The organism is Xanthobacter sp. YC-JY1 (assembly GCF_021730305.1).
GTDB lineage: Bacteria > Pseudomonadota > Alphaproteobacteria > Rhizobiales > Xanthobacteraceae > Xanthobacter > Xanthobacter flavus.
On sequence record NZ_CP032674.1, the window covers coordinates 2,235,568 to 2,254,510 of the forward strand.

Genomic DNA, 18,943 nt, shown 5'->3' on the forward strand with positions numbered 1-18,943 from the left:
TCAGGCGTAGTCGGCGAGGTTGAAGCGGCCATCGCGCCAGTTGACCAGCACGATGTCCTGCTTCGAGAGGCCGGAATGGCGCTCGGGCGAGAAGGTGAAGACGCCGGAGATGCCGGGGAAATCCTTGATCTGCTCCATGCCCTGGCTGAGCTTGGAGACGTCGCCGCCCACCTTCTTCAGCGCCTCGCGGGCGAGCAGCGCGCCGTCGTAGGATTCCGCCGCGTAGATGCTGGCGGGACGCTTGAAGCGGGCCTCATAGGCCTTCATCATCTTGAGGATGCCGGCCTTGAGCGGGTCGCTGTCCGGCAACTGGTCGCCCACGGGCAGCTTCAGGCTGGCGAGGAGCAGGGTGTTGGCGGCGTCGCCGGCGAGCTTCATGTAGTCCGCCGAGACGAACCCGTAGCTGTGGATCAGCGTCTTCTTGTCGAGGCCCAGCTGCTGCGCCTGCTTGAGGAAGACGACGCCGGCGGGGGTCACCGTCCAGCAGATGATGGCCTCGGCCCCGGCATCGCGGATGCGGGTCAGCTGGGGCATCATGTCGGTGTCGGAGGGGGCGAAGGATTCATACATCACGTCGAGGCCGCGCTTCGGCCCGACGATCTTCATCTGCCCCACCGCGCCCTGGCCGAAGCCGGACGTGTCGGCGATGAGCGCCACCTTCTTGATCTTCTTCTTGTCGAGATAATCGGCGATGCGCTCCAGCACGTCGCCGTCGTCCACCGTGCTCTTGAACACATACTGGCGTTCGGCCACCGGCGTGACGATAGCGAGGGCGCCCTCGGACGAGATGAAGGGCACCTTGGCGGCGTTGGTGATGGGCGCCATGGCGAGCGCGATGCCGCTCATGTTGCCGCCGCTCAGGATCACTTCCACCTTGTCCTGGCTGATGAGCCGGCGGGTGGCGGTGATGCCCTTCTGGGTCTGGCTCTCGGCGTCGTAATAGGTCCACTCGATCTTGCGGCCGCCCATGCCGCCCGCCGCGTTGAACTCGTCCACCGCGAGTTCGAGGCCCGCTTTCATGTCCTCGCCGAGGAAGGCCGCCGGCCCGGTCACGGAGAGGATGGAGCCGACGCGCAGCGGCTCGGCGGCGCGCGCGGCGCTGCTCCACAGGCCGGCCACGGTCCCGGTGCCGGTGGCCGCAAGGGCGGCGGCGGGCACCATCTTCAGGAAGCTGCGTCGTCCGAACTGCACTTCTGGCCTCCTCTGGAAGGGCGCTTCGGGCGCCTCGTTCATCGTGCCCCGGACGGAATGCCCGGAGCGGAAACGGCTGCGGGCGCGGCGGTCAGTCGTCGTGGACGCCGCTGCGGTCGATCTCGGCGGCGGGACCGCCGTCGCGGGAGAGGGGAACACTCAGCGAATAGCGCACGAGATCGGCGCGGTGCACCGTGTGGCCGGACAGAGCGAGCCGGCCCGTGGCGTCGCGGTAGCTCAGGGCGCGGATCAGCACCGGCGCGCCCTTGGAGAGGTGCAGATACTCCACCTCCTCCGGCCCGGCGACGCCGGCCTCGATGGTGAAGTCGCCGGTCTTCAGGTCCACGGCCTGCCACAGGCGGTGGAGGGGCGAGCCATGCACCGCCTCTTCCGTCCAGTCGGCGGTGAGGTCGGCCGGCAGATAGCGATAGTCGATGGCGAGCGGCACGCGCGCCGCCGCACGCAGGCGCTTTATGAAGAGGACCTTCGCGCCGATTTCGGTCTCGAGGCTCGACGCGATGGTCTCGTCGGCTGCGATGCGCTCGAAGGCGAGCACGGTCGCCTGCATGGGCATGCCGGTGGCGGCCCACTGGTTCAGGAAATCCATGCCCGGATTGAAGCGCTCCTCCAGCTTGCGTACGGCGACGAACGTGCCGAGGCCACGGCTGCGGGTGAGCAGGCCCTCCTGCACCAGCTCCGCCACCGCTTGCCGCGCAGTGTCTCGGCTGACCGAGAACATGGCGCAGAGCTGCTCATCCGAAAAGAAGCGCCGGTCGCCCTGGTCCCACTTGAGGATCAGGCCGATGAGCCGCTGCTTGATCTGGGCGTAGAGCGGCAAAGGGGAGGCGCGATCGAGGGGCGGGAAAGGCCCCTCGGCATCCAGTGCGGCAACGCTTGTCAACGTCTCGGACATGATGCGTGACCCTGGCGCAATCGCGCTCGCTGGGACCCGACCGAAGCGTGCTTCAAGCCGGCTTTATATGAATGTATGATCAAGCATACATTTCACGCAACAGCTTTCTTCGCAGTTCTTAATTGGGGGCGCATCTGCACAGAAGCAGGAGGGATATCAGCGGCCCCAAAAGCACGCGGGCCTGCGCCGGAGTAACTCCGAACGCAGGCCCGGCTGGGGCGGAGGCGCTGGCGAAGCCCGGAAGCGAGGCGAACGGCCTCGCGGTCTCCGACGCCGCAGGTGTGGCCGCGGGCTACTTGCCGATGCGGTGGAGCGGGCGCCCACCCACACCGAGGCACAGGGCGATGAGGATTTCGTCCGGCCGCGGCGCGTCAGGGATGGCGATCTCCGTCGAATCCATGTCGTCGAAGCTCCAGATGTTGTTCTTGTTGGTGAGCGGCATGAGGAGCGGCGCCCCCGGTCCGCCCATCTTCTTGGTGCCGGGGATGATGTCCTTGCCGGTGCCGACCGCAGCCCGGACCGGTGCGCCGAACCGCGGATGCAGCAGGGCGGCCGAGTGTTCCAGCTCCCCGTTGACCCCGACCACGGCCCCCTTGCCGTAGCTCACCACCTCATCCGGCGCGATCCCCAGCGCCGCGACGCCACGGGTCGCCAGCAGGCCGCCCACTTCCGCGCCGAGGTCGTAGAGCGGGGTTAGGTCCTCCACATACTTGCCCGCGTAGGGATTGGCGATGACGGCGGCCACCGTAACCTTGCGGCTGGGCGGGGAAACCTCGCGGCCCATTTCCTCATGGGTCTCTTCCACCTGCACCACGAGCTTGCGCACCTTCAGCAATGACATGACATTTCCTTCGGACTTGGATGACGGGCGAAACCTCGGTCAGCTCTTCAGCAGGGCGCATTCGCTCTGGGAGAGCGGGCGGAAGGCCTCCTCGGCGGGAATGGTGGCGCGCAGCTTGTAGTAGTCCCACGGCGCCTTGGATTCGGCGGGCTTCTTCACCTCGAACAGGTACATGTCGTGGATCTTGCGCCCGTCCGCACGGATGCGGCCCTCGCCGAACAGGGGGTCCTTGATGGGCTTGGCCTTCATGGCGTCCACCACCTTGCGGCCATCCTTGGCATCGCCCAGCTCCGCCACCGTCTTCAGATAGTTGAGGGTCGCGGAGTAGACGCCGGCCTGCACCATGGTCGGCTTGGCGCCGCGCATCTTCTCTGCGAAACGCTGGGAGAAGGTGCGGGTCTTGTCGTTCATGTCCCAGTAGAAGGGCGAGGTCAGGATCAGCCCCTGTGCGACAGGCAGGCCCATGGAGTGAACATCGGAAATGTAGATGAGCAATCCTGCGAGGTTCTGTCCGCCGGCCACGATGCCGAATTCAGCCGCCTGCTTGATGGAGTTAGTGGTGTCCGCCCCGGAATTGGCGAGGCCGACGATCTTTGCTTTCGAGCCCTGCGCCTGCACAAGGAAGGAAGAGAAGTCGGACGTGCCCAGCGGAACGCGCACGCGGCCCACCACCTTGCCGCCGTTCTTCTCCACCACGTCTGCCGTATCGCGCTCCAGCGCCTGGCCGAAGGCATAGTCGGCGGTGAGGAAGAACCAGGTGTCGCCGCCCGTCTTCACGATGGCCTGTCCGGTGCCGTGGGCGAAGGCCCAGGTGTCGGAGGTCCAGTGCACGGTATTGGGCGAGCAGGCCTTGCCGGTGAGATCCGAGGTGGCGGGGCCGGAGGCCAGCATCACCTTGTTCTTGTCCCGCGTGATCTGGTTGACGGCGAGGGCGGCCGCCGAATTCGTCACGTCGGTGATCATGTCGACGCCGTCCACGTCGAACCAGCCGCGGGCGACGTTGGCGGCAATGTCGGCCTTGTTCTGGTGGTCGGCGGAGACCACGTCGATGGTCCAGCCCTTCTGCTTCAGGCCGGAATCCTCGATGGCGAGCTGCGCGGCGACGACGGAACCGACACCGCCCATGTCGGCATAGGCGCCGGACTGGTCGTTCAGGACGCCGATCTTCACCGTCTTCGGGGCCTGCGCGCTCGCCGCGGTCGTTGCGGCAAGAAGAATGGCAAGTCCCATAAGGATGCGTGATTTCATCTTGTTTCCTCCCTTGTTTTTGTTCGTTCTGCTTGCGGATTCCCCGTTATGTCCCAGAGCTTCGTTTGGCGCCGAAGGTCAGAGGGTCTTCAGGTAGGAGATGACCGCGGAATAGTCCCGACCGCGCCCGCCATTGGCCGCGTAGCGCCCGAAGATGTCCTCCGCCGCCGCGCCGAGGGGGGTGCGGGAGCCGCTGGCGTCGGCGGCTTCCTGCGAGAGGCGCAGGTCCTTCGCCATCAGCTCGGTGGCGAACCCCGGCGTGTAGCCGCGATTGGCCGAGGCGGTGGGCACCGGGCCCGGCACCGGGCAATGGGTGGTGAGCGCATAACACTGGCCCGAAGAGGTGGAGGCCACCTCGAACAGGGCCTGATGGGAGAGGCCGAGGGATTCGGCGAGGTTGAACGCCTCGCTGACGGCGATCATCGAGACGCCGAGGATCATGTTGTTGCAGATCTTGGCGACCTCGCCATTCCCAGGCCCGCCGCAATGCACGATGCGCCGCCCCATGGCCGCAAGCAGCGGCTGGCCGACGGCGAAGGCCTCATCCGTGCCGCCGGCCATGAAGGTCAGCGTGCCGGCGGTCGCGCCCTCGGTGCCGCCGGAGACCGGCGCGTCGAGGGAGAGCAGCCCCGCAGCCGCGGCCAGATCATGGGCCGCGCGGGAACTGGTGACGTCGATGGTGGAGGAATCGATCATCAGCGCGCCCGGCGCCATCTGGGGCACGGCCCGCGCCCACACCTCGCGCACAGCCGCCCCGCTCGGCAGCATGGTGATGACCACGTCCGCGCCGGCGAACAGGCCGTCCTCCGACGCGGCGACCTTCAGCCCCGCCTCGGCGGCTGCCGTGCGCGCCTCGGCCGACAGGTCGAAGCCGGTGACCGAATGATTGGCCTTCTGGAGGTTGGCCGCCATGGGGCGGCCCATGTTGCCGAGGCCGATGAAGACGATATGTGCCACGCCGAAAATCCCCTTCTCACGCGACCGACGCCTCTGAAGAGCCGCGCGCGAATGTGCCGCAACGAGGATTAGCTGTTCCTCCACGGACAGGCGCTGCTTATGTTTCCGCCATAGTTGTGCAGAAATGGGCAGCGGGGCGCGGCATGAACTGGGACTATCTGCGGGCGCTCATCGCGGTGGCGCGGGGTGGCACGCTGTCGGCAGCGGCGAAGATGCTGGGCGTGAAGCATTCCACGGTGAGCCGTCATCTGGCGGGCCTGGAGGCGGAGATCCGCACCCGCCTCGTGGTGCGCGCGCCGGGCGGGCTGACGCTCACCGACGCAGGCCTGCGCCTGCTGGAGGCCGCGGAGGCCATGGAGCTTCAGGCCCAGACCGCGCAGGACGAGATATCGGGGCGCGACGTGTCCATCTCCGGAACGGTGCGCATCGGCGCGCCGGATGCCTTCGGCGCCTATTTCCTGTCGCCGCGCCTCACCCGCCTCCTGGACCAGAACCCGGCGCTGAAGGTGCAACTCGTGGCCACGCCACGCTCCTTCAACCTCACCAAGCGCGAGGCCGATATCGCCATCGCCCTGACCATGCCGGAGCGCGGCCGTCTCGTGACCCGCAAGATGGCGACCTATGGGCTCGGCGTGTTCGCCAGCGCCGCCTATCTCGCGGACAAGCCCGCGATCCGCAGCGTGGACGACCTGCGCCGCCATCGCTTCATCAGCTATATCGACGACCTCATCTTCACCCGCGAGCTGGACTATCTTGGAGAGGTCGCCACCGGCATCGATGCCGCCTTCCAGAGCTCGAACCTCTTTGCCCAGATGCATGCGGCGCGGGCGGGGCTGGGCGTGTGCATCCTGCCCTACTTCCTCGCGTCCGGCTGTCCGGACCTGAAGCTGGTGCTGCCCGATGCGGTGCGCCTCGTGCGGTCATGGTGGATCATCGTCCACGAGGAGCAGAAGAACATCGCGCGGGTACGCATCACCGCGGATTTCATCACGCAGGAACTCGCCAACGAAGCCGCCCTGCTGATGCAGCCGGCCGCGCATAACCTGTGAGGCGGCCTGCGCCGCGCCGGTCCGTCGCTGTCAGGTCCAGAAGGCCTTGATCGTCGGCGCCTCGGTTGCAGCGCACGCGTATCCCGTACGCAGGGCCGGGGTGATCTGCTTCGGGTCGAGCAGGTTCTCCGCTCTCGCATTCCCCCGTTTCCGCACGGCTGCCTCAACCGTCCAATGGCGAGGGAGCGGGGATGAGGCTAAAGAACCTCAAGCTGGCGAGGAGAACGATTCATGCCGAAGCCCCCATTTCGCCGAACCGGTCTATCGTCGCGCGACGCTGCCGAAGCCGCGTTCAAGTCGGCGACGACCAAGCCGGTCGAAGCCCCGCCCAAGGCTCCTGTCATTCCCAATGCCCGGGAACTGGTTTCCATTCGGATCGATCGTGACGTGCTGGAGCACTTTCAGGAGGGTGGCCCCGGCTGGCAGGAGCGGATCAACGATGCGCTCAGGAAGATCATCGAGGGGAAGTCCTGAGCCTTCGCGCCGAGGGACGCCGCCCACGGATCGAGCCTAATCCCCCGAAGGCCGACCGGCCTGAGCCCGCGACCCGTTACCTTCGCTTCCCGCCGCCACATCGAGGTTCGCGGGCCGCTCGGCCTCGGCTTTGACCTCATCAAGTGCGAGCAGCAGCGAGGCGACCCGGTTCGCGGAAGACCGCCACTCGGCGAGGCGGGCATAGCTGTCGGTGATCCAGTTGAAGGCGGCCTGCACGATGGTGAACGCCGCGGAGGCCTGGACCACCTCACCGAGGCTCATCAGGCCGACGAGGTATTTCGGCATGCAGAGCAGCAATCCGATCACCGGCGTCAGCAGCAGGTTCGTCTGCGATACCAGCGTCATGCCCATGAGCTGCCAGCACAGGGCGCGCCATTGGGCGATCACCTTCGCCAGTGCATCGCCGATGACCCCGCGTCCGTCCGGCCGCGCATCGGGCGCGAGAGGGTGTTCTCCACTTTCGCGCAGATGAGCCCCGATCGCCCGCAGGTCTGCCTCGGCGCGCTTGCTTTCCCCCAAGACGCGCATCAGGTGGCGCCCGATGAACATCATCGCTGCCGTGACCAGCGCCGAATAGCCCACGACAGCGAGCACAAGATAGCCGGGAATGGTGATGTGCCGGCCAAGTGCCGGGAGGACGAGCGAACCTCCGACACTCCAGAGCACCCCGATGAACGTTATGGCATTGAGCACCGAAGAGAGCAGGCCGACCGCGAGATCCACGGGCACGTCGGTGGCGACCTTCGCGTCATCTGCAATGCGATATTCCGGGGTCTGATGCTCGCCGAGCATGAATCTCAGCCGACGAGAGCGCGCGCCGCCCAGCCAGAAGTCATACAGGTGGCTGCTGAGCCATTGGCGCCATTCGCGCTGCATCGTCATGCGGCCCCAGACCGAGACGATGGCAAGGAAGATGCTGGCGGCGGCCAAGGGTACGAAATGCTGCGCCTGCCGCCACAGCTCCTGCCCATCCCTTCGACCGACCGCATCGAAGAAATCGCGGTTCCAGAAATTCAGCAGATACTGGGTCCACAGCTGCAGGAACACTGTGGCCACCATCAACGCCACCAGGAACCACGCGCGCCAGGCGGAGCCGCCGCGCCAGAACCCCGCCGCACTTTCCCAGAAACGCGACAGAAGGCGCCGTTGGTCTGGCAGAAGGTACGGATCGTGCGACATCGCAACCATCCCAGAAACGCCGGACAGGCACCACGGCGCGCCGCGCTGAAGGGGCGGCCGTCAGCCTCCTCCACGCTCGCGCCGCCGGTCAAGGGCCGAGCGTGCGCCGGGCGCGCCCCGGCATCAGGCCCCTATTTTTCCTCGATGGAAATGCCGCTCTTGCCGAAATTGATCTCGATGCCGGAGGGCTTCTGGCGCTCCTTGTAGAGTTGGTAGCCGACGACGCCGACGACGATCAGGAGTACGCCGATAGCCAAATAAAGAATATTGCGGTTGAGCATCGCGATCGACCTTTGTGACGGGGCAGTCTGGTGTGGCACCACGCTTGTTTTCGCCCCCAAAATGGGAGGCACCGACGCTGTGCGCGTGAGTAGTTTCCGATCCTGCTCTTTCTTCGATCGGACGTGCACCCTGCAGACGGTGCGTTCCCCCGCCGCGGCTTGCCGCGATCGTGCCCTGCCGGCGGCGGCGTTCTGCCGCCGGTAGATCTCACGACTGCATCCGTCGGAGGGCGCTCTATGGTGCTGATGCACAGAACCTGGTGCGGCCTGTTCGGCTGGGACGAAGATTCCAGCGGCACGGCGGCCCTATTGCTTCGGGACAATGCAAATGATGCTGCGGATTCTGATCGTCGAGGACGATTTCATGATCGGGGTCCATCTGGCCGAGATGCTCGAAGACATGGGCCATGAGGTCTGCGCCGTCGAAACCACCGAGGCGGAGGCCGTCGCAGCCGCCGATCGCTGGAATCCGGACCTGATGATCGTGGATGCGTATCTGCGCACCGGCAGCGGCATTGCGGCGGTGGAGACCATCTGCCGAACCCGGAAGGTGCCGCATGTCTTCGTCAGCGGCGATCCGGCGCGCGTCAAGGCGGTTATGCCGGCTGCCGTCGTCGTGGAGAAGCCGTTCCGGCCCGAAGTACTGACCACCGCCATCCAGCGCATGATCGACGGCCTGCCGCCGCTCTGAGCGGAACGGCGGCCGGCGTTCACACGGGCCGGCCAACGCATGTGGCCGCCCCGTATCCCGATCCGTCTCGATGCGTCAGATGCGCAATCCCTGGAGCCCGCCCAGCAGCCACAGCACAAGGATGACGACCAGGATCAGGCCCAGCACACCACCGAGCCCGCGGGTGCCGTAGCGGTTGAAGCCATAATATCCTCCGCCGCCGAACAGCAGGATAAGAACCACGATCAATAGGATTGTGCTCACGTTCCAGTCTCCTTTATTGATTTTTCGACTGACGAAACGCTTCGCGCTCTGATCACCAGATGTCTCTGGCTCGCAGGCCTTCAGGCCACGTCAAGCGGCAGGCGCCCCGCTTCCGCAGAAACGCCGTATCTCTTGCATTTTAGCTTCGCCTGAGCGTGGCGGCAGGCTCGGAAACTACTCAGCTTCGCCGCAGTCCGCCGCTCACGAGGGCGAGCCTAGCTGAAGTTTTCGCCGGATCCGGTCCACGTCGCGGCGAGCGCGATACGGGCGAGGGCCGGCAGGGATTTCGCGCCGGTCTTCTTCATGATGGCCGCCCGGTGGTTCTCGACGGTGCGCTGGCTGATGCCGAGGTCCGCGGCGATGTTCTTGCTGGGATGACCGGCGAGCACCAGATCGAGGATCTCCCGCTGCCGATGGGTGAGTGACGACAATTGCTCGGCCGCCGCCGCGTGCCACACCGGCCTCTGCGCGTTCTGCGCTTGGTCGAGCGCCTGCGTGACACAGGCGAGCAGGTCCCTCCGGCCGACAGGCTTCTCGATGAAGTCGAAGGCGCCGGCCTTCATGGCCTCGACCGCCATCCGCACATCGCTGTTCCCGGTAATCATGATGGCGGCCATGCCATGGCTGGACGCCTGCAGGTGCTTCAGCAGCTCCAGCCCCTTCATTCCGGGCAGATAGGCATCCACGAGCAGGCAACCGGGCCGCCCGCTGCCGAAGGCCTCGATGAAAGCCTCGCAGCTGTCATAGTCCTCGACCGTCCGGCCATCCTCCTCCTGCACGCTGCGCATGCCCTGCCGGACGAGATCGTCATCATCGTCGATGAAGACGGTGGGCGAGGCCGCCGGGGCGTGTTCGCCCACCGGGGCGGGGGCATCCTGCGCCACGGGTGAAGGACGGGCGGCAAGCAGTCTCTGGATGATGAGCGTCAGCTCGTCTGCCTTCACCGGCTTGTTGAGCTGCACGCAGTCCTGGCCCGCAATGTCGCGCAGGGTGGTGGTGGAGATGTCGCCGGTGACGATCACCACGGGGATCCGCCGTCCCAGCCGGGCCCGCAGGCGCGATGCTGTCTCCAGCCCCGTCATGCCGTTGGGCAGGTTGTAGTCGGCGAGGATCAACTCGGGCCGGATCGCGTTGCGCTCCACCAGAGCTACCGCCGTGTCGCCGTCGGGCGCCACGGTCACGGCATGTCCCTCGGTGGTGAGCAGCAGCTCCAGCAAAGAGCGCACGTCCGGGTCGTCCTCGATCACGAGGACCGCGGCAGCCTTGCGGCTCCCCGCATCCTTGCCGGGCAGCGGGGCAGGCAGCGTCGGGACGCGCCGCTCGGGCGCCGGGGGCGCGCGCTTCACGTCGATGGAAAACACCGACCCATGTTCCGGGCGCGAGCGCACCTGGACGGGATGCTCCAGCAGCCGGCCGAGCCGCTGCACGATGGAGAGGCCAAGGCCAAGGCCGAGATTGCGTTCGCGGGCGGCGTTGTGAAGCTGGTGGTACTCGTCGAAAATGGCGCGCAGCTCGGTCTCGGGAATGCCGATCCCGGTGTCCCATACCTCGATGCGCAGCCACGGCCCATGCCGGCGGCAGCCCACCAGCACCCGGCCGCGCGGCGTGTATTTCAGCGCGTTGGAGATGAGGTTGCGCAGCATCTGCTCCAGAAGGCGCGGGTCGCTTTCCACCGAAAGACTGCACGGGATCACGCTCAGGCTCAGCCGTTTGCTGCGCGCGTGATAGGTCAGCTCCTCCCGCATGCGATCCAGCAGATCGTTGATGGGGAAGGTCACGACCTCGGCCTTGATGGTGCCGGCCTCGATCTGGTTGATGTCCAGCAGCGCGTTCAGCATGCCGGACATGGCACTGATGGTCTCGTCGAGCCGCTTGACCAGCCGCTCGACCTTCTCCCCCGATGCCACCTTCGCCAGAAGCCCCTGAAGCAGGACCAGCGACTGCAACGGCTGGCGCAGATCGTGGCTGGTGGCGGCAAGGAAGCGTGACTTGGCGTTGTTGGCCAATTCCGCGTCGTGCTTGGCGGTTTCCAGCGCATCGGCGGCCCGCCGGCGTTCGGTCACATCGACGAACGTGATGACCACGCCGTCGACGCCGCCGGCCTGCGTCCGGTAGGGCAGGATGCGGCGCAGATACCAGGCGCCGTCCCGGGTCTCGATCTCCTGCTCCTGGGCCGCCTGATCCGACAGCACGGCCTTGACGTCGGTGATCAGCGTCCCGTCGGCGGCCAGCGAGGCGAGATCCGAGAGCGGCCGGCCCACATCGCTCGGGATGACGTTGAAGAGCGCGCGTGTGGCCGGCGTGAAGAAGCGGATCTTCATCTCGGTGTCGAGGAACAGGGTCGCCACGTCCGTGCTGTAGAGCACGTTCTGGAGGTCGCTCGACGTCGTGCGTTGCCGCTCCAGCGTTTCCTGAAGCTGGCCGTTGAGGGCCGTCAGCTCCTCATTGAGGGACTGCAACTCCTCCTTGGACGCCAGAAGCTCCTCATTGGTGGACTGGAACTCCTCGTTGACGGACAGCGCTTCCTCGTTCACCGCCTTCTGCTCTTCGCTGGAAAGCTCGAGGTTGCGGATGGCGCCTTCGAGTTCCGCGCGGGTGGTTTCAAGCTCCCGCTCCAGCTCGGTCACGCGCGAGACATTGCGCGTGGGGTGCGACGGGGCAGGAGAGACGCCGGGCGTGGCGGCATCGAGGAAGCAGACCAGCAGCAGGTCCTCGCCTTCGCTTTGCAACGGATGCACGGCGATGCTGAAGGAGAAGGGCTCGCCATCCCGGCGGGCGCGGCCGCCCGTGACCACGACGCGCTTCTTGTCCTGGCTGGCCTGATGGATCGCGGCCCGGAGCTTTGTGCGGATGCCCTCCCGCGCCATGGAGAGCAGGTCCTGGGTCGGGTGGCCGGGAACAAGCCGCAGGTAGGGGTCTGTTGACCCCAGATAGTACAGGCACTCGCAGGCGCGGTTGATCAGCACCGCCGCCGGAGCATACGAGTCCAGAACCACCTGCCGGCACAGTTCGGCGAAGGCCGCCTGCCGCGACGGGGTGGCAACCTTGGCCGGACGGGCGGGAAGGTACACCCCATCCTTCGTGCCGATCGGAAAGGGCAGCGCACCGGGCCGGCGTTGCCCGACACGCCGGTAAAGCCGCAGGGGCTTGGAGAGGAGCGCGAAGCGGAGGTCGCCTCCGTTCACCTCTTCGGAGGTTCCCAGCAGCAGAAGGCCATTGTCGAGCAGCGCGAAGTGGAACAGGGAAATGGCCTTCGCCTGCGCCTCCGGCGTCAGATAGATCAGGAGGTTGCGGCAGGAGATCATGTCGAGGCGGGAAAAGGGCGGGTCCGCCAGCACGTTCTGCACGGTGAACACCACCGCGGCGCGCAGGTCCGCCGAGACCCTGAAGCCCCCGCTGTCCTTCACGAAAAACCGTTCGAGGCGCTGCGGTGAGACACTCTCGGTGACGGCATCCGGATAGAAACCCTCCCGCGCCTTGGCGACGGCATCGGGATCGACGTCGGATGCGAAAACCTGAAGGTGGACGCTGCGCTTGAGCGCCGCGATCGCCTCGAAGAACAGCATCGCCAGCGAATAGGCTTCCTCCCCCGTGCTGCACGCGGGCACCCAGATGCGCAGGGGCCGACCCGGCGGGTGGTCCCGGACCAGATCGGGGATGATCTTTTCCTCGAGGGCCGTGAACACTTCGGGATCACGGAAGAAGCCGGTGACGTTGATGAGCAGGTCCTTGGCCAGCAGGTCCAGCTCCACCGGGTCCTTGCGCAGCACCTCGAGATAGCGGTCCATCTCCCCGGTGCCCATGGCGGCCAGGGCCATGCGCCGCTCGGTGCGGCGTTGCAGCGTGCCCGGCTTGTAGAGGGTGAAGTCGAAGGCGGTGCTTGCCCTGAGCAGGGCGACGATACGCGCCAGGGCGGAGGGCGCGGGCGCATCGGCGGGCTGCCGGGCGCGGGCGAGAAGGGCCTCGGGGATTTCCGTCACCGGCGCGACCAAATCCACGGCCCCGGCGCCGATGGCGCTGCGCGGCATGCCGTCGTAATCGGCCTCCTTTGGGTCCTGCGCGACGGTGAAGCCGCCCTTCACCCGGACGGCCTCAAGGCCGATGGTGCCGTCCGTGCCGGTTCCCGAAAGCACCACCCCCATGGCGGCGGCGCCATATTCGCCCGCCAGCGACTTCAACAGGAAATCGAACGGGAGGCGCGCGCCGTGCGGCGCCTCGGGCGTGGAGAGGCGCAGGTGGCCAGCCTCTACCGAGAGGTAGAATGCGGGGGGAATGACATAGAGATGATCGGCCTCCACCGGCATGCCGTCGGCCGCCTGCTGCACCACCATGGAGGTGTGCGGGGCGAGGAGATCAGCCATCAGGCTTTCATGGGTGGAATCCAGATGCAGGACCAGGATGAACGCCATCCCGTGACCGCCGGGCAGTGCCGAAAGCAGCCTCTTGCAGGCATCGAGCCCGCCGGCCGAAGCCCCGACGCCGACCACATGGAAGTCCTGTGGCCTGTGCGACGCGGTTGCTCCACCCGCGGAACGTTCACGGGATCGTGGCGCGGTCGAACGCGCCGCGCGCGAGGGCAACTTCGGCATCGTTTTTATCTGCTCACCACAAGGAGCTATCGCGGACGCGCTCCAAACATTCGGCAATTGCCGCAGAATTCTCGGACAATCGCGACGATTAGTCCTTGTTTCCTATCAATAATGAAGTCGTCGAAAGCCGCGCCAAACAGCAGATCTGGAAATCGGATACAGTGACGCTCAAGTCGGCCCTTATGTACAAGAGCACATCCGGTAGTACCATGATAGGGTTCTTATTGAACCGCGGCCCTTGGCATCGGCGGTACAGGGCTCGGGTACCGCCCGGACCGGTTTCGTCGCGGGCCGGCAGCCCGCTGCCAGGTCCATGATCGAGCGCAATGCGGCGGGGGCGGGACGCGGGTAGGGAATTGCGGTGGATCAGACGCACATGGCCGATCATCGCCTTGCCCCCGAGCGCCCGGTGCGAACCCGGATCGCGCAAGTAGTCTGGCGTCGCAAATGGCAGATCGGCGGCGCCGTACTGCTCGCTGCCGCCCTCGCCTGGGCGCTGATGCGCTGGCTGCTGGGGCCGGAGGTCGTCGTCTATCCCGTCACCCGCGGCGAGCTGGTGAAGACGGTGGTGGCGAGCGGCCATGTGGAGACGGCGTTCCGCGTCGAGATCGGCAGCCAGATCACCGGGATGGTCCGGGAGGTGCTGGTGGATGAAGGGCAGGCCGTCACCCAGGGCCAGCCCCTCGTCGCCCTCGAAACCAACGAGCTGAAGGCCCTTGAAGTGCAGGCCGACGGTGCGAAGGCCCAGGCGGAGGCGCGCGTCCGCCAGATGCGGGAGCTGACCCGCCCGGCCGCCGAGGAGGCGCTGAAGCAGGCTAAGGCGAACCTGGCCAATGCCGAGGCCGCCTATGACCGCGCCCAGCAGCTGGCCAAGTCCGGTGCCGGCACGCGCGTTACGCTCGACGACGCCACGAAGAACATCGATGTGGCCCGCACGCAGGTGCGCACCGCGGAACTTCAGGTCTACACCTCCAGCCCGGGCGGCAGCGACTATGTGATGGCCGAGACCCAGCTGAACCAGGCCAGCGCCAACCTCGAAATGGTGCAGGCGCGCCTCGGCTACGCCACCATCACCGCCCCGCGCGACGGCGTCCTCATCTCCCGCAACGTGGAGCGCGGCGCCGTCGTCCAGGCGGGCAAGGCGCTGCTGGTGCTGGCCCCGGCCGGCGACATGCAGCTGGTTCTCCAGATCGACGAGAAGAATCTGGGCCTGCTGAAGCTCGGCCAGACCGCATTGGCCTCGGCCGACGCCTATCCCGACCAGCGCTTCGCGGCCACGGTGACCTACATCAACCCCTCCGTGGATATCACCCGCGCCTCGGTGGAGGTGAAGCTGACGGTGGTCGATCCTCCGGCCTACCTGCGGCAGGACATGACCGTTTCCGTGGACATCGCCGTGGACCGCCGGGCGGCGGCGGTGATCGTTCCGGCCCGCACGGTCCACGATGCCACCTCCGCCGCGCCCTGGGTGCTGGTGGTGCGCGATGGCCGGGCGCGGGTGCAGAAGGTGCGCATCGGGCTGCGCGCGGGCGAATATGTGGAGATATTGGAGGGCGTCGCCCCCGGGGAAATGGTGCTGCCGCTCTCGTCCGGCGTGCGCGCCGGCCAGCGCATCCGGCCGGTGCAGGCGTGAAACGCTGGCTTCCCTTCGCCTGGATCGCGGCGCTGCGCTTCCTCGCCGAGGGGCGGATGCAGACCACCTTCATCCTGAGCGGAATCGCCATCGGCGTGGGGGTGATCGTCTTCATGTCGGCCATGCTGGCCGGGCTCCAGGCCAATTTCATCAAGCGTGTGCTCACCTCCCAGCCACAGATCCAGCTGCTGCCGCCCGACGAGGTGGCCCGGCCGCTGCGGCGGGGGGAGGGGGTGTTCGAGGCGGCGGTGGTGCAGCGCCCTGCCCAGCGGGTGCTCTCCATCGACCAGTGGCAGGCCATCCGCGATGCCATGCGGGCGCGGCCGGACGTGGTTGTGGCGGCCCCCACTGCATCCGGCGCCATGCTGGCGGTGCGGGGCGATGCCAGCCGCTCCATCACCCTCACCGGCATGGAGCCGGAGCAGTATTTCAAGATCGTTCGGGTGCCGGACTATATCGTCGCGGGCGAGCTGCGGCTGGGCACCGACGACATCCTCATCGGCACCGAGCTGGCCAAGGACCTCGGCGCCTCGGTGGGCGACAAGCTCAACGTCACCTCCGCCGAGGCGCGCAGCCGCATCCTCACCATCACCGGCATCTTCGACCTCGGCAACAAGGGCGCCAACCAGCGCAACACCTTCGTGGCGCTGCGCACCGCCCAGAGCCTGCTCTACCTGATCGGCGGCGTGACCACCATCGATCTGACGGTGAGCGACATCTACGCCGCCGAGACCATCGCCCAGGAGATCGAGGCGAGCCTGCCGGTTCAGGCGGAGAGCTGGATCGCCACCAATGCCCAGTTCTTCACAGCGGTGCGGGCGCAGCAGAATTCCAATACGCTGATCCGCCTGTTCGTGGCGCTCTCGGTGGCCTTCGGCATCGCCGCGGTGCTGATCGTCTCGGTGATCCAGCGCTCCAAGGACATCGGCATCCTGCGGGCCATGGGCACCGCCCGGCGGCAGATCCTGCAGATCTTCCTCATCCAGGGCGGGGTGCTCGGCTTCCTCGGCTCCCTCGTCGGCTCCGTGCTCGGCGCCGGCGCGCTGATGCTGTGGCACCATCTGGCGCGACAGGTGGACGGCACCGAGCTGTTTCCGCTGGTGCTGGAGCCCGGTCTTTTCGTCGCCGCGGCGGCGATCGCCACCCTCACCGGCGTCGCGGCGGGCGTCGCCCCCGCGGTGCGGGCGGCAAGCCTTGATCCGGTGGAGGCGATCCGTGGCTGACGTGCTCGTGCTCGACCAGATCCGCAAATCCTACAATGTGGGCACGCCGGTGGAGGTGGAGGTGCTGCATGGCATCGACCTCGCCATCCGTCCCGGCGAATTCGTCGCTCTCATGGGGCCGTCCGGCTCCGGCAAGAGCACGCTGCTCAACATCATCGGGCTGCTGGACCGGCCCACGTCCGGGCGGCTCCTCATCAATGGCGAGGACACCACCGACCTGCCGGACGCGGCCCTGACCAAGCTCAGGGGCCACACCATCGGCTTCGTGTTCCAGTATCACTATCTGATCTCGGCCTTCACCGCGGCCGAGAACGTGATGATGCCCATGCTGGTGGATCGCGGCCACCCCGATCGCCAGATGGAAGAGCGCGCCGCCGAATTGCTGGACCGGGTCGGCCTCGGCAAATGGCGGGACAACCGGGCCACCAACATGTCCGGCGGGCAGCAGCAGCGCGTCGCCGTCGCCCGCGCCTTGGCCATGGACCCCACCCTCGTTCTCGCGGACGAGCCCACGGGCAATCTCGATACGGCCTCGGCCAATGCGGTGTTCGAGCTGATGCGGCAGATCAACCGCGAGCGGTCGACCACCTTCCTGATCGTCACCCACAATATGGACCTCGCCCGGCAGTGCGACCGCATCGTCGAGGTGGTGGACGGCCGGATCACGCCGGCGCGGCAGCCGCCCGGCTGATCTGGGCGCGATGTTCCGCCCTAGAAAAAGGCCGGATAGCCGAGGATGGGCAGCAGCCGGGAAATGATCGCCCCCAGGCAGACCAGAGCGACGAGGATCTTGAGAAGCTGTGCGAGCCGGCCATCCGTGCAGAACTTATCGATGGCCCAGAACAGGATCGCGCCGACAACAACGATAATCAAAATCCCGATGACCAGACTGATCATGACAACCTCCCGTCGCCCATGCGAACGCAATACGAGATTACCACATACAACCAGAATGATGCGGTCTTGTGTGGCTCAATCTTGGCGTTGGCTTCGTGCGGGGTCCTACCCTCAGGATGAAGCGATAAGGGGGCGCATCCATGCCCCCTTATCGCCGGTCCGTCAGGTCGGGTTTTCCAGATTGAACTGGCCAGTATGCTCGTCATAGCCGAACAGCTCGCCGTAGCGGCCCCAGGTGATGAGCGCACGCAGGGTGGTTTCGGCGAAGTCCTCGGACATGTGGTCTTCCAGCTCTTCGCTGAAGCGGCTGAAGGGCGCGCGGTGGGTGGGACGCTCGTCCAGAACCCGGCGGATCAGGCCGGCCAGCGGCACGTAGGCCATCAGGTGATCCGCGAACAGGCGCTTGCGGACATCCACCTCGGATTCCGCGAAGTGCCGACCGGCCTCCGACAGCGTCACGTCGCCCGCTTCCACCCCCGCGAAACGCAGCAGCTGCAACGTCTCGACAATCGGGAACAGCTCGTCCACCTCCATCTGCAGGGCGGCTGCGAGAACGGGAAGATCGGCCCTGCCATTGTAAGGCGGCGCGGCCAGCGTCTCCATCAGGCCCGAGAGGAGGTTGGTGGAGATGTTGGGCAGAGCGGTGCCGATGCCCGCGGTGCCGGCGCCCTCGTGCCTGGGCTCGCTCTTTTCCAGCGGAGCCCGCTGGGTCATGCGGCCATAGATGTCATCCACGATGGCGCGGAACACCGGGTCGAGGCGCGCGCGCGGATGCGGCAGGTCGATCTTGATCTCCGCCGCCACCCGGCCGGGATTGGAGGAGAAGATCAGGATGCGGTCACACATGAGCACCGCTTCCTCGATGTTGTGGGTGACCATGAGGATGGACTTGATCGGCAGCCTTCCCTCAATCCACAGGTCGATCAGGTCGGTGCGCAGGGTCTCGGCGGTGAGCACGTCGAGGGCGGAGAAGGGCTCGTCCATGAGCATCAGGCGCGGGTGCACCACCAAGGCGCGGGCGAAGCCCACGCGCTGGCGCATGCCGCCGGACAGCTCCTTGGGATAGGCGCTCTCGAAGCCGTCGAGGCCGATGAGGTCGATGGCCGCGAGCGCCCGGCGCCGGCCTTCCGCTGCCGGCACGCCGATGGCGTCGAGACCCACCTCCACATTCTCCAGCACGGTGAGCCAAGGAAAGAGCGCGAAGCTCTGGAACACCATGGAGAGGCCCTCGCACGGGCCGGTCACGGGCTTGCCGCACCATTCCACGCGACCGGTTGTGGGCTTCACCAGGCCGGAGATGATGCGCAGGAGCGTGGACTTGCCAGAGCCCGAGCGGCCCAGCAGCCCCACCACTTCCCCCTCATTGATGGTGAGGGCCACGTCGTCCAGGACAACCAGATCGGAATTTTCGCCCTTGTGGTAGATCTGGCGGACGCCTGAAGCGGAGACGAGGACTTTCTTTTCGCTGTCGACGGCAGAGGCGTTGTGTTCCATCAAGGTCATCTCATCCTCC

General features: G+C 66.6%; 17 protein-coding genes. 6 read left to right on the plus strand and 11 right to left on the minus strand.

Annotation, left to right across the window (positions count from 1 at the left end; all coding sequences use genetic code 11):
- The 5 genes from D7006_RS10400 to mmsB all read right to left on the minus strand — a co-directional run bounded on the left by D7006_RS10400 (position 1) and on the right by mmsB (position 5,150).
- Entirely contained in the window at positions 1-1,191 is a 1,191-nt protein-coding gene (locus D7006_RS10400) for an ABC transporter substrate-binding protein (protein ID WP_237356557.1), read from the minus strand.
- Positions 1,192-1,282: 91 nt separating this feature from the next.
- On the minus strand, positions 1,283-2,104 hold the full coding sequence (locus tag D7006_RS10405) for a GntR family transcriptional regulator (protein WP_237356558.1): 822 nt from the start codon (positions 2,102-2,104) through the stop codon (positions 1,283-1,285).
- A 292-nt stretch (positions 2,105-2,396) separates the two neighbouring features.
- Positions 2,397-2,945, minus strand: a complete 549-nt coding sequence (locus D7006_RS10410; protein ID WP_237356559.1) for an amino acid synthesis family protein — start codon at positions 2,943-2,945, stop codon at positions 2,397-2,399.
- Positions 2,946-2,984: 39 nt separating this feature from the next.
- Positions 2,985-4,193 (minus strand): ABC transporter substrate-binding protein, encoded by a 1,209-nt coding sequence (locus D7006_RS10415; RefSeq protein ID WP_169120959.1) that lies wholly within the window; start codon positions 4,191-4,193, stop codon positions 2,985-2,987.
- A 78-nt stretch (positions 4,194-4,271) separates the two neighbouring features.
- Positions 4,272-5,150: a 3-hydroxyisobutyrate dehydrogenase gene (gene mmsB / locus D7006_RS10420; protein ID WP_237356560.1), complete on the minus strand. Its 879-nt coding sequence runs from the start codon at positions 5,148-5,150 to the stop codon at positions 4,272-4,274.
- Positions 5,151-5,293: 143 nt separating this feature from the next.
- On the opposite strand from mmsB, the gene D7006_RS10425 reads away from it, so the two are divergent.
- Positions 5,294-6,199 carry a LysR family transcriptional regulator gene (locus tag D7006_RS10425; RefSeq protein WP_229644693.1) on the plus strand — a complete coding sequence of 302 codons (906 nt, stop codon included), beginning with the start codon at positions 5,294-5,296 and terminating at the stop codon, positions 6,197-6,199.
- Positions 6,200-6,430: 231 nt separating this feature from the next.
- On the plus strand, positions 6,431-6,673 hold the full coding sequence (locus D7006_RS10430; protein ID WP_237356561.1) for a BrnA antitoxin family protein: 243 nt from the start codon (positions 6,431-6,433) through the stop codon (positions 6,671-6,673).
- Between the two features lie 36 nt (positions 6,674-6,709).
- Here D7006_RS10430 and D7006_RS10435 read toward each other — a convergent pair whose 3' ends face one another.
- Both D7006_RS10435 and D7006_RS25290 read right to left on the minus strand, forming a co-directional pair.
- A complete protein-coding gene (locus tag D7006_RS10435; RefSeq protein ID WP_237356562.1) occupies positions 6,710-7,873 on the minus strand; it encodes an SbmA/BacA-like family transporter in 1,164 nt (387 codons plus the stop codon).
- 131 nt (positions 7,874-8,004) lie between these two features.
- The gene (locus D7006_RS25290; RefSeq protein ID WP_256444967.1) at positions 8,005-8,130 is read right to left on the minus strand and encodes a hypothetical protein; all 126 of its coding nucleotides are present in this window, start codon (positions 8,128-8,130) and stop codon (positions 8,005-8,007) included.
- A gap of 352 nt (positions 8,131-8,482) precedes the next feature.
- Here D7006_RS25290 and D7006_RS10440 point away from each other — a divergent pair, with 352 nt between their 5' ends.
- The gene (locus D7006_RS10440) at positions 8,483-8,845 is read left to right on the plus strand and encodes a response regulator (RefSeq protein ID WP_237356563.1); all 363 of its coding nucleotides are present in this window, start codon (positions 8,483-8,485) and stop codon (positions 8,843-8,845) included.
- Positions 8,846-8,920: 75 nt separating this feature from the next.
- On the opposite strand, the gene D7006_RS10445 is transcribed toward D7006_RS10440, so the two are convergent.
- Both D7006_RS10445 and D7006_RS10450 read right to left on the minus strand, forming a co-directional pair.
- Positions 8,921-9,088 (minus strand): DUF3309 family protein, encoded by a 168-nt coding sequence (locus tag D7006_RS10445; RefSeq protein ID WP_169120945.1) that lies wholly within the window; start codon positions 9,086-9,088, stop codon positions 8,921-8,923.
- Between the two features lie 215 nt (positions 9,089-9,303).
- On the minus strand, positions 9,304-13,677 hold the full coding sequence (locus D7006_RS10450; protein WP_371745084.1) for a chemotaxis protein CheB: 4,374 nt from the start codon (positions 13,675-13,677) through the stop codon (positions 9,304-9,306).
- A gap of 376 nt (positions 13,678-14,053) precedes the next feature.
- On the opposite strand from D7006_RS10450, the gene D7006_RS10455 reads away from it, so the two are divergent.
- The 3 genes from D7006_RS10455 to D7006_RS10465 are packed head-to-tail and all read left to right on the plus strand — an operon-like array spanning position 14,054 to position 17,224.
- Positions 14,054-15,310: an efflux RND transporter periplasmic adaptor subunit gene (locus D7006_RS10455; protein ID WP_237356565.1), complete on the plus strand. Its 1,257-nt coding sequence runs from the start codon at positions 14,054-14,056 to the stop codon at positions 15,308-15,310.
- Entirely contained in the window at positions 15,307-16,533 is a 1,227-nt protein-coding gene (locus D7006_RS10460; RefSeq protein WP_237356566.1) for an FtsX-like permease family protein, read from the plus strand. The genes D7006_RS10455 and D7006_RS10460 overlap by 4 nt, the downstream gene beginning before the upstream one ends.
- Positions 16,526-17,224, plus strand: a complete 699-nt coding sequence (locus D7006_RS10465; protein WP_237356567.1) for an ABC transporter ATP-binding protein — start codon at positions 16,526-16,528, stop codon at positions 17,222-17,224. The genes D7006_RS10460 and D7006_RS10465 overlap by 8 nt, the downstream gene beginning before the upstream one ends.
- A gap of 20 nt (positions 17,225-17,244) precedes the next feature.
- Here the strand turns inward: D7006_RS10465 and D7006_RS10470 are convergent, their stop codons facing one another.
- Together D7006_RS10470 and D7006_RS10475 are read right to left on the minus strand one after the other, a co-directional pair.
- Positions 17,245-17,430 (minus strand): hypothetical protein, encoded by a 186-nt coding sequence (locus tag D7006_RS10470; RefSeq protein ID WP_169120935.1) that lies wholly within the window; start codon positions 17,428-17,430, stop codon positions 17,245-17,247.
- Between the two features lie 162 nt (positions 17,431-17,592).
- Entirely contained in the window at positions 17,593-18,933 is a 1,341-nt protein-coding gene (locus D7006_RS10475) for an AAA-associated domain-containing protein (protein WP_371745086.1), read from the minus strand.
- Positions 18,934-18,943: the final 10 nt, after the last annotated feature.